Origin of the sequence: uncultured Marivita sp. (assembly GCF_947488135.1) — a bacterium.
Classification (GTDB): domain Bacteria; phylum Pseudomonadota; class Alphaproteobacteria; order Rhodobacterales; family Rhodobacteraceae; genus Marivita.
Genome location: NZ_CANKYW010000016.1, coordinates 1 through 14,861, shown reverse-complemented (window position 1 = coordinate 14,861; position 14,861 = coordinate 1). Strand labels below are relative to the sequence as shown.

At 61.0% G+C, this 14,861-nt stretch carries 14 protein-coding genes; 9 read left to right on the top strand and 5 right to left on the bottom strand.

The genetic code is table 11. From position 1 onward, the window contains the following. The first annotated feature begins 1 nt into the window (after window position 1). The 7 genes from Q1B16_RS21385 to Q1B16_RS21355 are packed head-to-tail and all read left to right on the top strand — an operon-like array spanning window position 2 to window position 6,176. Entirely contained in the window at window positions 2–811 is an 810-nt protein-coding gene (locus Q1B16_RS21385) for a type IV secretion system protein (RefSeq protein ID WP_299794190.1), read from the top strand. Further along, window positions 811–1,464: a type IV secretion system protein gene (locus Q1B16_RS21380; RefSeq protein WP_299794187.1), complete on the top strand. Its 654-nt coding sequence runs from the start codon at window positions 811–813 to the stop codon at window positions 1,462–1,464. The genes Q1B16_RS21385 and Q1B16_RS21380 overlap by 1 nt, the downstream gene beginning before the upstream one ends. After that, window positions 1,461–2,144, top strand: coding sequence for a TrbG/VirB9 family P-type conjugative transfer protein (locus Q1B16_RS21375; protein WP_299567879.1), 684 nt, complete (start codon window positions 1,461–1,463; stop codon window positions 2,142–2,144). The genes Q1B16_RS21380 and Q1B16_RS21375 overlap by 4 nt, the downstream gene beginning before the upstream one ends. After that, entirely contained in the window at window positions 2,141–3,631 is a 1,491-nt protein-coding gene (locus Q1B16_RS21370; RefSeq protein WP_299567881.1) for a TrbI/VirB10 family protein, read from the top strand. Before Q1B16_RS21375 ends, Q1B16_RS21370 begins: the two co-directional genes overlap by 4 nt. Continuing rightward, a complete protein-coding gene (locus tag Q1B16_RS21365) occupies window positions 3,631–4,623 on the top strand; it encodes an ATPase, T2SS/T4P/T4SS family (RefSeq protein ID WP_299567883.1) in 993 nt (330 codons plus the stop codon). Before Q1B16_RS21370 ends, Q1B16_RS21365 begins: the two co-directional genes overlap by 1 nt. Further along, entirely contained in the window at window positions 4,613–5,089 is a 477-nt protein-coding gene (locus Q1B16_RS21360) for a hypothetical protein (protein WP_299567885.1), read from the top strand. Before Q1B16_RS21365 ends, Q1B16_RS21360 begins: the two co-directional genes overlap by 11 nt. A 4-nt stretch (window positions 5,090–5,093) precedes the next feature. Next, window positions 5,094–6,176: a type IV secretion system protein gene (locus Q1B16_RS21355; RefSeq protein WP_299567887.1), complete on the top strand. Its 1,083-nt coding sequence runs from the start codon at window positions 5,094–5,096 to the stop codon at window positions 6,174–6,176. 36 nt (window positions 6,177–6,212) lie between these two features. Here the strand turns inward: Q1B16_RS21355 and Q1B16_RS21350 are convergent, their stop codons facing one another. The 3 genes from Q1B16_RS21350 to Q1B16_RS21340 are packed head-to-tail and all read right to left on the bottom strand — an operon-like array spanning window position 6,213 to window position 11,063. Next, window positions 6,213–8,216: a type IV secretory system conjugative DNA transfer family protein gene (locus tag Q1B16_RS21350; protein WP_299567889.1), complete on the bottom strand. Its 2,004-nt coding sequence runs from the start codon at window positions 8,214–8,216 to the stop codon at window positions 6,213–6,215. 5 nt (window positions 8,217–8,221) lie between these two features. Then, complete coding sequence (locus Q1B16_RS21345; RefSeq protein ID WP_299567891.1) at window positions 8,222–10,324, bottom strand: relaxase/mobilization nuclease domain-containing protein; 2,103 nt, start codon at window positions 10,322–10,324, stop codon at window positions 8,222–8,224. After that, window positions 10,317–11,063 carry a helix-turn-helix domain-containing protein gene (locus tag Q1B16_RS21340; protein ID WP_299794179.1) on the bottom strand — a complete coding sequence of 249 codons (747 nt, stop codon included), beginning with the start codon at window positions 11,061–11,063 and terminating at the stop codon, window positions 10,317–10,319. The genes Q1B16_RS21345 and Q1B16_RS21340 overlap by 8 nt, the downstream gene beginning before the upstream one ends. Before the next feature lie 588 nt (window positions 11,064–11,651). On the opposite strand from Q1B16_RS21340, the gene Q1B16_RS21335 reads away from it, so the two are divergent. After that, window positions 11,652–12,377, top strand: a complete 726-nt coding sequence (locus Q1B16_RS21335; RefSeq protein ID WP_299567894.1) for a ParA family protein — start codon at window positions 11,652–11,654, stop codon at window positions 12,375–12,377. A 10-nt stretch (window positions 12,378–12,387) separates the two neighbouring features. Further along, the gene (locus Q1B16_RS21330; protein WP_299567896.1) at window positions 12,388–12,672 is read left to right on the top strand and encodes a hypothetical protein; all 285 of its coding nucleotides are present in this window, start codon (window positions 12,388–12,390) and stop codon (window positions 12,670–12,672) included. A gap of 181 nt (window positions 12,673–12,853) precedes the next feature. On the opposite strand, the gene Q1B16_RS21325 is transcribed toward Q1B16_RS21330, so the two are convergent. Next, window positions 12,854–13,441, bottom strand: a complete 588-nt coding sequence (locus tag Q1B16_RS21325; RefSeq protein ID WP_299794175.1) for a hypothetical protein — start codon at window positions 13,439–13,441, stop codon at window positions 12,854–12,856. Continuing rightward, complete coding sequence (locus Q1B16_RS21320) at window positions 13,441–14,340, bottom strand: zincin-like metallopeptidase domain-containing protein (protein ID WP_299794173.1); 900 nt, start codon at window positions 14,338–14,340, stop codon at window positions 13,441–13,443. The genes Q1B16_RS21325 and Q1B16_RS21320 overlap by 1 nt, the downstream gene beginning before the upstream one ends. Between the last annotated feature and the right edge of the window lie 521 nt (window positions 14,341–14,861).

Below are 14,861 nucleotides of genomic sequence, written 5' to 3'. Positions count from 1 at the left end.
GATGAAAATGAAGAACCTTCTTGGCACTGTATTTACCACGGCAACTCTGGCCGCGCTGCCTCTGGCGGGGGTGCTTGCACCCGGTCCGTCCTACGCTCAAGGCGTTCCCGTCAATGACGCACGAAGCCTAATACAACAGCTACAGACCTTCGAGCAGCTTCTTGTAGATGCGGGTTTACAGGAAGAACAGATTTCCAAGCTGATCGAGCAGATCGAGCTGATGGAAGAACACCTGACGAAGCTGGAAGAGATCGAGGATCTGTTGAGCGATCCAACGGCGATCCTCGAACTGGCGCTTGGCGACGACCTCGACGGCATCCTCGAAGGCGAGTTTGACGCCGATATGGTCGGAACGCTGATCCGGGGTGCGCGGGGCGACTGGTCGGGCCTGCAAGGTGACGGCGCAGATGTGTTTCGCGAAAAGATCACGGCGGCGCTGGAAGGCGGCGGCACGTCGCAGGACGAAGTGACGGCGATGGCGAACTCCGGTGTCGTGGAAGCCGAGCGCAATGCGACGGCGACAACCACGGGTGCCGCGACCTCTGCGGCGGCGGAAGTGGCCTACGAGGAAGCCGGGCAGTCGGTCGAGAGGGTCCGCGTTCTCGTTGCGGAAACCGCGAACATGGAAAGCCTCAAGGAGTCGGTCGATCACAACACTCGCGTCACGGCCGAGCTGGCGATCGCGATGGCTGCGATGTGGCAGCTTGAATCCGTCCAGACAATGAATGTCGGCATGACCGGCGTTCTCGACGCCGCCACCTTGGCTGACATTGAGAAGTTCACCGACTTCACGCAGCCGGACTTTGAATGATGGCTGATGATCCCAAGAACGTCCTTGAGGCGGAAATCATCTACGGCGCGATGCAGCGTGAGAAGATCTGGAAAATCGCGTTCGCCGGGATGGCCGTAACCGCTGCGGTCGCGGTCTTCGCGTCGGCGGCGGTGATGGTCTGGCACAAGCCGCCTGCGCCTATTGTCGTTCCGTTCGATCCGACAACCGGAATGGCGGTCCCGAACGCCTCCGTCGAAGCTGTTACGCTCGATGAACGCGCGGCGGTCGTGCAGGCGCTCGTCTATCAGTATGTGACCGACCGCGAGACCTACAACCAGATCGACAATGACCTTCGTATCAACCGCGCTCTTGCGCGGACGAAGGGCACCGCGCGTCGGGGCCTGGTCGAGCTGTGGGATTCCAGCAGCGAACGGTATCTGCCGGATCGCTATGGAGACCGGACACAGGTGGACGTGGTTGTAACGGGCATCACGCTTCTGGATGAAGATCGTGTGCAGGTCCGCATGAGAAAGCGGCTGACCAACCCGGACGGGTCGAACACCGGCAATTTCACCGCCGTGATCGGCTACGACTTCGAGGCAGAAGAACAAGCCACACTGGAAGCCGTCTGGCGGAACCCTCTGGGGTTCGTCGTAACGGACTATGAGCTTTATCAGGACAGGAGGGGATGATGCGTTCTGGAATACTCTGCGGTGCGCTGATTGCCTGTCTGGGATCAGCCGCCTTCGCCGAAGCCACACCGCCGCGCGGCTCTCACGACAATCGCGTCCGCGTCACTCGCCACGTCGATGGTCAGGTCTATGCCATCAACGTGACGCTGACCCGGGCCACTACGGTCGAGTTCGAGGAAGGGGAAAGGATCGTGTCGATTGTGGCGGGCGATACCGCGGCCTTCCAGTTTCAGTCGATACCGGGGGATCGCGTCTTCGCGATCAAGCCGACCGCTCGGGGCGTCCAGACCAACGTGACGGTCTATACCGACCGCCGGAGCTATTACTTCACCGTCAGGGAAAACTCATCCCCGTTCTATGTGGTTCGTTTCAGCTATCCTGAACGGACGCGCCAGCAGGCGGGAACCGCGCCTGTTCGGACAGCCCAGAACACGAACTACGGGGTGAGCGCCCGGAACGAGATTACGCCTATCGCTATCTGGGACGACGGCGCGTTCACCTACTTCCGGTTCCGTGAAAATGCGCCCATCCCGGCGGTGTTCAAGGTCACGAACGGCAGGGAACGAAGCGTAAACTCGCAAATCGTTGAAGGGCGCACCGTGAGGGTGAGCGGCACGTCGCGTCAATGGGCGCTTCGGTTGGGCGAACAAGAAATCTGTATAGCGGAGCTGTTCCAATGAGCGACGAAAATAGCGATCTGCGGAGCAGAATGGCGGAAATCGAAGGTCAGGTTGCATCTTCGAGCCGAAGGGGATCAACGGGTAGGACGCTGGGGATTGCAGCGGCGGCGCTGGTGCTGGGCGTCGGCGGCTATGCGATCTACGATGCCGTCTCCGAACCGGGTGAACCGGGGGTCACGATCCCGTCGAGCGGGGTGCAGGAGTTTCCCGAAGACAGGTCGGCCGATGAAAGCCTGACCATGCCCCAACCTCCGGACCCGATCGTGGTCGAGCGTCCGGTCGTCACGACACAGACCGACAGCGCCACCCTGGCGCGACTGGCCGACCTCGAAGCCGATCTCGCCGCCGCGCGCGCCTTGGCGGCAGAGCGGGAAAACGAGACGGAAGCGGAAAGGGAGTTGCGCGAGGAATTGGAACGCGAACGCGATCGGTTCGCCGCCGACATTGCCGCCCTTCGTAGCACCGCCGAGAACGACCAGGATCGCGCCCGCGAAACCACGGAACAACTGCAAGCATCCATCGCTGCCTTGCGCCAGCAGATAGCGGACAATCAGCGTGAGCTGTCCGCCGCGCAGACCAGGGCGCAGCAAGAGCTTCTGGAACAGGCCGAGGACTATCAGCAGCAGCTTCGTGAAGCCCGCGCGGTGGACCCCTTGGAACAGGAGCGGATTCGACTGGAAACGCTACGACTTCAAGAGGAAGCAGAACAACAGCGGCTTCAAGCGCAGCGCGAAGCAGATGATCGTGCGCGGCTGGAAGCTCTGCGCGCCGAACGCGCGGCGGCGGAACAGGCCCGTGCGGAGTCCGGCCTGATCGCGGTGAACAACGGTGGTGCGGAGGAAGCCGGCGCTGCGGAAGGCCGCGAGCTTAGCGCGAACGAGTCCTTCGTTCGGCGCGGCGTCGATCCGGTGCCGGTCTCTCGGGCACAGCAAATCACCGCGCCCCAAGCTACGATCCCGCAAGGCACGATCATTCAGGCGTCCTTGGAAACGGCGGTGGATAGCACGTTGCCTGGCCCCATTCGTGGCGTGGTTTCCGAAGACGTTCACAGCCTAGACGGGTCGGCGGTCCTCATTCCGGCCGGATCGAAGGTTTTCGGCGAATACAGCAGCGGCATCCAGCTTGGCCAGAAACGGATACTCGTTGTGTGGACGCGGGTTCTGACACCCAGCAACCGTTCGATCGGTATCGCATCCTATGGTGCGGACCAGCTTGGACGGAGCGGCACGGGCGGCACGGTCGATACACGGTTCGCCACCCGGTTCGGCGGCGCTGCCGCAATCTCGATCATCGGAGCCGCGCCGGAAATCGCCGCAAGCCAATCGGATAGCGGCGATACAGCGGTGATCGCGGAAAGAGTTGGCGAGGATTTGAGTTCGGCAACAGACAGCGCGATCGGGGCCTACATCAACATCCCACCCACGATTTACGTCCGGCAGGGAACGTCCGTGTCGATCATCGTTGATCGCGATCTGGAGATCTTCTGATGATGGACAGCTACGTCGATAAGGCGTTCGGCCAGCTTCGGAACCTTCTGAACGACGACCTTGTGGAAATCTGCGTGAACCCTGACGGTCAGGTTTGGTTCGAGAACCGTGGCGACGCTTCGATGCAGCTTTCGGCTATCAAGCTGACGGAGGAAGAAGTCAGGGACGCGGGGATGCAGATCGCCGCCGAAGGGAACATCCGGCTCTCGGAAAAGCACCCTGTCGGAAGTGTCTCGATCGACTATCGCGACTGGCTGGTTCGCGCGCAGATGGTGCAGCATCCGGTTGTGCGGGGCGGCGATGCGCTGTCGATGCGCTTCTTCAAAGCCGACACGGAAATGTTCGAGCCCGCCTACCTCGGCGATGGGCCGGAAAGCGCGAGCGCCATGCGCCGCGAGCTGACGAACCGTGTTTGGGGCCTTGCCGAAGGCAACCTGACCGAAGCCCTGACGATGTGCGTGAAGGAAAAGTTGAACCTCGTGGTGAGTGGCGGCACCAGTTCAGGCAAGACGACTGTAGCCCGATGGCTGGTGGCGCAGGTCGATCACAGCGAACGCATCCTGACGATCGAGGACGTGCCGGACCTAATGCCCCGTCAGCCCAACAAGGTGATGATGGTTTCGAACCGTCTCGATCCTGTTCGCAGCCCGGACGTGCTGCTGCAATCATCGCTGCGGATGCGTCCCGACCGGATCATCCTGTCGGAAGTCACGGGGTCGGACGCCTACACGTTCCTCAAGGCGATCAACACGGGGCATGGCGGGTCGATCACGACGATCCACGCCGAGACGGCCGAGCTGGCAATCGAGCGCATGGCGCAGACGGCGTTGGAGGCGGATGGGAAAATGACCTATCAAGACATGATTTCGTATGTGGTGCGCTCCATCGACGTTATCGTTCATGTAGGAAAGCGGGACGGCAAGCGCGGTGTGCTAGAGGTATTCCTGCCGAGCCGGTATGATGGAAAAGGGGAAACCGCCGATGAAAGCTGACATTCTCCTACGGGCCGTCGCGGTCGCCGCACTCGTGCTGACAGCCAACACAGCACTCTCGGAAGATATTGCCCCTGTGTCCGAAGGGGCCGGGGCAGAAGACGGCTATGTCGATCCCGGCCTGAAAACACGCGGGCGGTGTAAGGATCATCCTGGCCGTCCACGATGGATGATGGAACATCCAATCGAGTTCATGTGGCGGGCGGAGCTGGCGAGCGAATTTCGCAGCGTTCAGCGGGCCGAAGCCGTTTCCGAAGCCGGAACGTGCGATTGCGATATGCTCTACCCGGACTGGAACGTCTATCGCGCCGAGATCGAGGCGATGTGGAACGAAGTCAGCACGGAATCGAAGTGGGATTGGGACGACGAAACCCGCGAAAGGTTCAATGCCACCCGCGACAGGATGAACGACTATAGCCGACCGCTCCTGCCAATGGTCACAAGACTATGCAGCGGTTTGGAGTAGGGTAATGGGTTTCATCGAAAGAACCTACACCAGCACAATGGCGCTGCTGGACTCATTGGGCCAGACGCAGTTCGAGGCGGTCGCCTCTCAAATCGGCACCACCGCGCAGATATTGTCCGCGCTGGTGGTAGTGCTGGTTCTGTTCAACATGGCATTACAAATCCGCCCGATGGAAGCCGGAACTTCAGTCTGGCTGATCTTCAAGCTGGTTCTGGTTGCTTTGTTCATGCAGAGCTGGACCGACTTCAACGGGGTATTCAATGCCATAGAGACAGGGTTTGAAGCGGTCGGCAACGCGCTGCTTGCGGGGGGCCTGGGCGACGGCGAAACTGAAACGAGCTTCCCGCAGGAACTCGATAACCTGTCGCTGGAAATGGGCCAATATGCGAACGTGACCGCCGGTCGGATGAATATTCTGGGAAGCGTGATTAACGGGCTGATGTTCATGGCCATCGCGGTCTTCGGCGCTCTCGCAACGCTGGCGATGGTAGCGTCCAGGGTCGTTCTCGCCGTTCTGGTCGGCCTCGCACCACTTGCCATCCTCGCCACACTCACCACCGTCACGAAGTCCTATTTTGACACATGGTTGAGCGGAGTAATCAAAGTTCTGATGTATCCTCTCATTCTTATCGGGATCTTCGCGACGATCCTCGGGATGGGAAACGCGACTATCTCTGGCATCGACCCCGATGATGTTTCGGCGATCGGGCAGGTAACTCCAATTCTGACCGTCCTTGTGCTCGCGTGCTTCCTCGTTCTTCTTAGCCCGCTGATCGTCACGCTGGTGGCAGGCGACTTCGCACTTGGGGCTGTCACGGCCTTGGCCAGCGGGGCGCTGAAAAGAGCGGGTGGCTCGATGGCGCGAGGGGCTGGCGGAGCGGCGCGCGGCGCGATGGGTATGGACCCCGCGCAACCCCGATCAGCGGCTGAACGCGGTGCGGCGATTGGATCGGGAGCGCGCAATGTCGCCAGCGACACGGCAGGATTCCTGAAAAACCCGGTGGCGAACACCCGCGAGGGTGTGAACCTGCGGGCCGCGCAAATCAACCGGGCGGCGGAACGGGTGACGCGGCTCCGGCGGAAATAGAAAAGGGGGCCTTGGCCCCCTTCCCCTCGTTCTGGATCAAGCTGCCTCGGGCGGCTTTTTGCTCTCACTGCCTTTGTCCTTTGGCGCGCCCCCGACTTCCATGTCGCCCAAATCGAGCTGGGCCTGCCCCTTCAACGTCACGCGCGCGCGCTTACCCTTCTTATCGGGACGTGCATCGACCGATGGTTCTGCCTTCGCGTCTTTGATCTTTTGTATTTCGTCCAGAAGATCGAGCGATGATGCGACGTAGGCAGCGACCGTTTTCAGGTCGTCGGTCGTGAGCTGCTTGACCGGCGGCAGTGCCAATGCCGGGTCGGCCGAGCGTTCGACACCGCCCGATGCGGAACCCGGCCCCGATTGCGGCGACTTCGCTGCGCGGCGCTCAAGGTTGTCGATGCGCGACTGTAACAGCGAGTCGGTGACAGCATCCCATCCTAGCTTCTCCTGCTTCTTGAGGATCTTCTTGAAGCGCCGATCCTTCCAGTGGACGATCGCCTTGACCTTTACCGGCTGCTTGCCGTTCACGATGATAATGCTCACATCTTCGGGCAGGCGACGGGCATCGTCCTCGGTCAGAAGCGGCTTCTCGTCAGTGCGCTCGGTGAACGTAGCGCGCTGCCCCAGCCCTGCCTGACGCGACCGGGTAACGGTGCGCTTCGTTGTCATGCCGACCGCGTTCGACAGGTCTTCGATGGTCATTTCCTCCGATGGCGTCATGTAGAGCTTCAAGCCCGCGCCACCCTGAATGGAAAGCCGTTCCTCGTAGGAATAGATCGCGTCGAGCTTCGGGATGGTCTGCGTGATGATGGCGATCCGGCCATTGAAGCCCCGGATCGTGGTCATGGCCTCCGCTACCTCGGACATTTTGCCCAGCCTGTGAAACTCGTCGAGGATCAGCATGGCGTGATACGGCTCGTCCTTGCCCGGTTTGCGCGCCTGGATGGTCGAGACGAGTTCGTTGAAAAAGAGCCGCACAAGGCCGGCCAAGGGTTTGAGGTCGCCGTCTGACACGATGAAGTAGATCGAAGTCTTCTCGCGCCGTATGTCCTCGAAGCTGAAATCGCTGGCCGAAGTCATGTCGTCAACGTGCGGGTTGGACCAAAGGTCGAACCCGGCGTTGTTCATCACCGACATATAGGATGAAAGCGTGCGCTGCTCCAACTTGGCGAGCGACGCCAGTTCGCGCTGCAACGATGGTTCCTGAACGGTCTGGGAAAGGACTTTCAAGTGCTTTTGCAGGTTATCCTCGCCCTCGGACAAGACGCGATAGATGCCGCCCAGGGTGAAGTCGCGCCGCTCGTGGGCAACGCCGCCAATCACACAGAAAAGCTGTATCGCGCCGTTCAACCACTCCCCTGCCCCATCGGCTTGAAGGAACAGCGTGGCGATCTTGCGTAGCTCGAAGTTAATCTGTCCGTAGGTCGGCAGTTTGCCGATCCGGTCGAGCGGGTTGTATCGGTGCGACGGCTGACCGAATTGGACGGGCGCAAACTTGTAAACCTTGTTGCCCATCTTCGACCGCCACCGGGCCGTGGTCTCGTAGTTCTCGCCCTTAATGTCGAGCGTGACCGTCGATCCCTCGAAGGTCAGAAGGTTCGGATAGACGAAACCGACACCCTTACCGGCCCCGGTCGGGGCGACGATCAGACAGTTGGGATACTTGTCGGACGTGACGAAGCGACCGGGCAAACTCGGCCGGGTCGTCTTGGCGAGGACGAAACCCTTGCCCGGCTTGCCCAACAGCTTGTTCCGGCGCATCTGGGCCAGCGACTGCCACTTCGACTTCCCCTGCTGGGTCAACGCTTCGGACGCGAAGTGCGCCCCGAACGCGAAACCGCCGATCGCGCAGAACAGGAAAATCAGCCAGACATGCGTGAACAGGTCAGGGTCGCGCCACTGTAGATCGAGGCCGTCCCTGACCAGATAGCCGTAGCCGATGGCGCCGGGCAGATTGTAGTCCACCCAGACGGTTGCGAAAATGTAGGCAAGCATCAGCCCGCCCATTGCGAAGAACAGCCCTGCGGCGAGTTGACGTTGCATGATGCCTACCTCTCGTTCTCGTAGGGATTGTTCCGATCCGCCTCGAACGTGTCTTTGAGGTAGTCGCGGCTGTCGGACATGAGGCGTTCGGTCTCGTCCGACATTTCAAAGCCGGTGCTGCGGTTGTTCATTTCAGCCTGCATCAAGAGCTGGCGGCTGAACACCTTGTCGTCGGTGATGTGGTCGATGGCGCTTAGATCGCCCCTGCGGAAGCGGTCATACTGCGCGTCCGTGGTATTTTCCTTGAGAAGCCGAATGACTTCCTGATGTTCCTCGGCGCTGTTGGTCAGCATGTAGTCGTCACCGCTACGCGCCTTGAGGTCGGCGAAACGATCCAACTCGGCCGCGGCTTCTTCTGGTGCCATGCGTTCGCGCTCGGCCTCGGGCAGATAGCCTTCGGGCGGACGAACAATGTCAGTTGACTTATCCCATAGGGCCGACGCGAAAACGGCGTGATTTCGCGATTGCTGCGCGAACTCGGCGAAACGTGTCCGTGCCGCTTCGACCTGTTCACGTCCACTGTTGCGGGCCGAAGCATCGTCTGCATATCCGTAGTTGAAGTCGGTGCGGCTGAACTGGTTTTCGAGACTGGCGCGCTCTGCCGCCGTAACCGTGGGCCGCCCGTTCGCGTCGAGATAGTCCGGCTCGAACTGCGGGATGGGTCGAATGTCGTAGTGCGCTTGAAGATCCTCGCGGATTTCCTGATAGGCGTTCGCCAACTCCGAGATTGCCTGCTGACGCTGAACCGGATCGGAAAGGCTAAGGTCGGACGCCTTGGCGACCTGCCGCAAATCATCCTGCATCCACATCTGTTCGAGATAGAGGTTCCCTGCCCCGGCTTGCAGTCGAGCTGTGATCGCCTGGGCGTCCAGCCCGGTGCCTTGGGTGTATTCCTCGATCCGTTCCGCCGCGCGCGACCACGTAGCTTCGTCGCCCTCGGCTTGGTGCATGTAGATCGACTTGCCACTCGGGTCTTCGTGCAAACCCTTGGCGTAAGCGGCATCGGGATTGAGCGCCGTGAACGCGGCCATGTTCGCCGTGAGCTGCTTTTCGTAGGGAACGCGGTCGGTGGCGTCCTTCGTCCGAAGAACCTCTTGTGACTTCGCAAGCGCGTCGTTCAAGAGTGACGAATATTGATCGAACTTTTCCAATTCATCGGCGCTAAGTGCTGGCATTTCGTAGTCTCCTTTTGTGGACATTAGCATGTTCGCTACATCGGTATAAGCGCGCTCAAGGCGCTGGCAGTCGGCGTTCGCCGCGATCACGGCCATTGCCTCGTAGCCGATCCTGGCAAGGCTGATCTGCTCCTGTGCATACTCCAAATCCGCACCTGTGCGGGGCCGTTGCTGGGGTGCGCGGCCTTCCCGGCTTGCGTTCCATTGCTCCGTCTGGGTCGGCTGCCGATCTGTGATGCCGCGCTCGAACCGCGAGGTCGGATCGAGCATGATCCCACGCCGCTCCGCATGAACCGCCATTGCCTCTCGGAAACCCTCGTAGCTGTGGTCCGTGCCGCGCCGCATGTTGAAAAGGCTGTTGTCGCTGCCCCGTCGGTTCAGGACGATATGCGCGTGGGGGTGGTGTTCCTGATCGTCATGGATGGCGGCAACGTATTTATAGCGAACGTCCCCGCTCTCGAACTTCTCGTTGCAAACGTCCCGGACGATCCCGGCCACGTCCTTGATCGAGGTTCCGTTCGGAAAGCTAAGGATCATATGCGAGGTCTGGCCGTTCCTGGTCTTCGCCCACCAGTTATCGGACAGGCTATCGACCAGCCGGTTGATCTGCCGACCGTTCGGCTCGTCGTGCGGCATTACGATCCCGCTGGGGTCGATTACCTCGGCCACCTTGTCGTCCCGGAAAATGTAGTCGAGCTGACCCTTCAACCCGCTTCGGCTGTCCACGCCTCCGGTGCGGACCAGCTTGAAGATCGCCTGACCGTGCCGCGCACCCACACGGCTCATGCGGCTGATCGAAGGCCCGCTGCCGTTGGAAAAACGGCCCCCGCGCGACCCCGGACGCAAACCGCGCAGCGAGCCACCCGATTTGGGCGGGTCACGGTCGAGCAACCGGCCCATGACCTGCTCGATGGCGGAATAGCCCCTACTCATCGTCGGCGTCCTGGGGGATGGGCGCGGATACCCGCTCGTGCAACGTCACGGCCTTTACCTGCGTGTTCCGAAGCATGGACCCGACGACCCGCTTGATCTTCTCGACCTCATCGTTCGCCTGCCGTATCCGCTCGATCTGCGCGGCGGAAGCGTTGGCCTCGCCGGTGCGCTTGACCGACACCGACAGGTCTTTTGCGATCTGGTTGAAGTTCCCCCCGAGGGCGGTCAGGTGCCGCAACGCCTCCGCCAGAAACTCTTCCTCGCCGGGGTTCGGATCATAGAATCCGCTCACGGCCCGCGTCATTTTTCGCAACAAGGCTGACCGGCTGGGCGCAACCTTCGCCCGAACGAGTCGGTCCAGACCCGCCTTTTCGTGTTCCGTGACTTTCGTTCCGATAGAAACGTAGCCCGCACGATCGCCAATGATCGCGCCCTGGCCGCTCCTGATGCGATAAACCGTCGATGGCGCAACGCCGAGCTGGCGCGCGATCTGCGCGGCCGGAACGCCTTGCGACAGCAGGGTTCGGATGCGGTTTCGACGTTCAAAAGGCTTCACACATGGCTCCAAAATGCAATTTTGGTTAACATTGCACATATCCTGCAACTCAAACACTACCCCTTGCCCCCCACTTTGACAATCCTCCGACGCCGCAGGTGTCGGATAAAAGGATTGGGGGGCAAGATACGGGTAGTGTTTGGCAATTTTCTTCCCGGAGATCGGCAGATCGAAGGGCGTCATACCGCTTAACCGCAGCCTGCTTGCAGGCTCCAATGCCTCGCAGCGCCCCGGAGAGGCCCGCCAGAGGCGCGAGTCGCCGCCTCCGCTACCCTGGCACCCCAAAAAGACGGGAACCGCCCCAGCGGCGCGGAAAACGGCCTCAATAAAATCCTTGCCCATGTCCTGGCGGGACTGTCGCTATGATAACTCGCAATATGAAAACCTCGCGCCCTCGCAACCCCGCGCCCTCGCAACCCCGCGCCTTCGCGACCTCGCGACCGCGCAACCAGACAAGCCACCAACATCGCTACCACGCGACTACAACAACTCGCGATTTGGCGACCTAGCAATCTCGAAGCCTTGCGACCACGCGACCCTGCGACCTCACTACTTTGCGATGCAGCCGGATTGCGACCACGCGACATTACAATTGTGCGGTGTGGCTATGTGGCGACGCAGCGACTTGACGACACAACAATCTTGCAAGATAACGCAATGGCGAGGTCACAGGGTCGCGACACCGGCAGGACGCCAGTATCCGAGCTGACAAGACAATTCTGATGCCGTCGTGCCGCTCTGTGACAACCCGAAAATGATACAGGCAAAAAAATGGGCATATTGATAGTTTTCGCCAGTCTGAAAGGCGGAGTCGGCAAATCCACTCACGCCGCCGCCTTGACCGCCGGTCTTCTGGATCGCGGTCATACCGTAAGAGCGATCGAAACCGACCCCCAAGGCAGTTTCGGGGCGTGGGCCGATGAAACCGCCGCACACCACGAATCCCTAGACTCCATTTTCATGGACCCCAAGGAAGCGGATTTCGAGTCAACGAACGAACAGATCGTCCAGCTTTGCGACGGCCCGGACTTCATTGTTCTCGACACTCCGGGCAACGCGAACAGGATGACAATGCCCGCGCTTTACTCGGCCGATCTGGTTCTAGCACCGTTTTCCCTCACCGAATGGGACATAGAGGGGTTCAACCGAACGAAAGAGACATATCAAAAAGTGTTCGAGGCCATGAACGAGGAAACCCCTGACAGCTTCGTCGGACTGTATGTCGGAACGGTTCGGTTCATCAGCAACGCCGAACGCGAGAAGCTGGAAAACCTCTCCGAAACCGCTTTCATCCGAAAAGGGCTGACGCACAGCCCCCATATCTCGAATTGGGTCGAAGCGTGTCGAACGCCCGCGCAGTTGGACGAAGGCATCCTGCCAGTGGAGGGATCACGGCCGATCAGCAACGCAGCCCGCAACAAGGCCAAAAACGCGATATACGAATATACATCAAAGATTGCAGAGGTGTTCGATGCCGAGAATGAACCCAAAGGGTAAGGACCGTCAGGTGGCCGACTCTCTTGAAGGCTTTAGCCCTCAATCAGCCGGAGGCGATGCCCCCTCGACCGGACAAGCCGAAAACCCGAAACCTCGAAGTGACGAAACCGCCGCCATTCGCTTCACATTGCAGCTTCGGGGCGAAGCCGCCGCCAACGTCAACGATCACGTCGCAAAAATAAACCGGATTGCTAACCGGGAGGTTCTAACCGCTTCCGCCGTAGTTCGCGATTTTGTCAAAGAAAACCCGGAAGCCATCATCGAGTGGCTTCAATCACAAAGCGGCGGCAAGTAATTCTGGCCGAAGGCCAGCCCGCCCGGAGGGCGGGGCAGGGGGGCGGATCATCGGTCGATGATCCGCCCCCCTGTCAACTTGAAGCCGGTCGCCTCGCCATGCCGTCCCGCCAGCCTGAACCCGAACCGCCAGACGTGACACGGGGCCGCTGATGCGGCCCCGTGCGGTAGTGTGGGCATGGTCAGACTTTGACCCATGCGCGCTGCATGAACCTGCTGATCCGGCAAGCGGCTCCCGTTTTCTGGCATAGAAAGTGGGTGGTGGCCCGTCGCGCTCCGGCGAACCGCTCCCGCTGGACGGTGAAGGTGTCCCGAGCGATCCCGTCGCTAAACTCCAACGGCTCGGCAAGCCTGATCGTGTCACCGTGGGCGATCTTGCGGGCAGAAAGGGCTGCGAACGCTTTGCACCGCTCGCGCCATGCGAGGGCGTATTCCTTCGTCGTCGGCGATAGCAGGTCGAGCAATTTCTGCGGGGCCTGCGCCTCGTGCGGCCCCATGCTTTCCTCCATGTCCTTGTAGCACCATTCGCCGTTGTCGCGGCGCGTCAGGATCACGGCGGCAAACACATACCGCCCGAGGGCGTCCGCCTCGTATCCGTGAGGGTCGGCGTCCGTGGTCTTGGCCGTGACTTCGACGGCCAGATACCAGACCGATCCCTTGCGGGTGGTGAAGACGGGGCGCATGGCCCGGTCTTCGTTCTCGAACGTCACAAGCTGCTCAATCTCGGCGCGCTCGTCGCTGGGCGGGGTATAGTGGCAGGTCCAGCCCATTACGCTGCCTCCGCCTGCTCTGCGGCCTCGGTCGCGGCCAGGATGAAGTCAACCGCCTTCTGCGCCTCGGACGCCGCCTTGAAAATCAGCCCCTTGTCGTCCTTCAACGCTTTCAGCCATCCCTCGATATAGGCCGCGCTCTGGTCGAATTGCGGGGTGACGCCAAGGTGAAGGCACAACAGGCAGTTGCCGATTTCCGCGACCAGTTCCTCGAAAGCGTATGCCTCGCGGTTCTGAAACTTCTTGATCCGGTCAAGGCGCTTCTCGGCCCCGGTCCAGTGGCAAAGTTCGTGGGCAAGGGTGCCGTAGTAGCCGCTCGCCTCGTGAAAGGTTGCGATAGGCGGCATGTGGATCTGGTCGGTCGCGGGGCGGTAGTAGGCGCGCGCGTCGTCCGTGCTGATAATGTCCGCCCCGGTCCCTGCGAAAAAGGCGTCCAGTTCCGGGTTCGCTTCGGTGCCAAGGTCACGCGCGGGTTCCGGGGTGACGTAGTATTCGGCGGGCAGGTTCTCGATTTGGTCGGCGTTGAACACGTTGTTCGTCTTGGCGTAGGGGATGCGGGTCTTGCCGTCGCCTTCGCCCTTGTCCTCGCTCTGCTCGGCGTCCTTCTCGAACGTGCCATAGAACACGCTGCGGGCGCATTTCTCGCCCTTCTTGACCATGCCGCCAAGCTCCATCGCCTGCTTGAACGTCATCCAGTGCGCCGAATTGTAGCCGCGTTCATGGGCGGTCGCCCACAACATCAGAATGTTGATGCCGCGATAGGCTTCGCCGTTGTGACGCAAGGGCAGGGCCGCGCCGCCTGCGCCGCCCGTCCACGGCTTGCGCCACGGCGGGGTTCCGGCCTCGATCTGCCCGATGATGGTATCCGTGACGTGCTGGTGAATGTCGAGTTTTGCCATGATTTCGGTCCTTTGTGGTGGTGGCGCGGGGTGCTTTGGTGCGCCCCTTTCGCCCCTCCTTTTTACCTTGTTTATATGGCCCGGCCCAGCTTTTTATTGCCGTTTTCTGCAATTAAATAGTTTGACACCAGCACCCCCTTCGGACTTCCTTTGATGCCAGAGGCGAGGGAGCGCACGGCCCCCGAAGGGGGCCAGAAAATCACCGTCACCGCGCAGCGGTGTCAGCTTCCTGACCGGAGCGCACCGGGGCCGGGTCTGACTTCCTCGTCAGCCTTCGGGTCGGTCGCGCAAGGACAAGCAGGACGGCTCGAAACCGAACGCACAAGGGGACCGTGGAATACCGCAGGAGCGCAGCGACAAGGATATGCCGCGAAAGCCCCTTGGGCGGGCGGGGGCGAGCTGTCAGGCGAAGGACGCGACCGATCCCGAGGGAGGCAAGGCAGACCCTCGATCCCCAGGCGAACGGGACAAACGGACAGGGCGGCGTTCGGCTTGCCCGAACCCCCCTGTCCGTCAAAGGC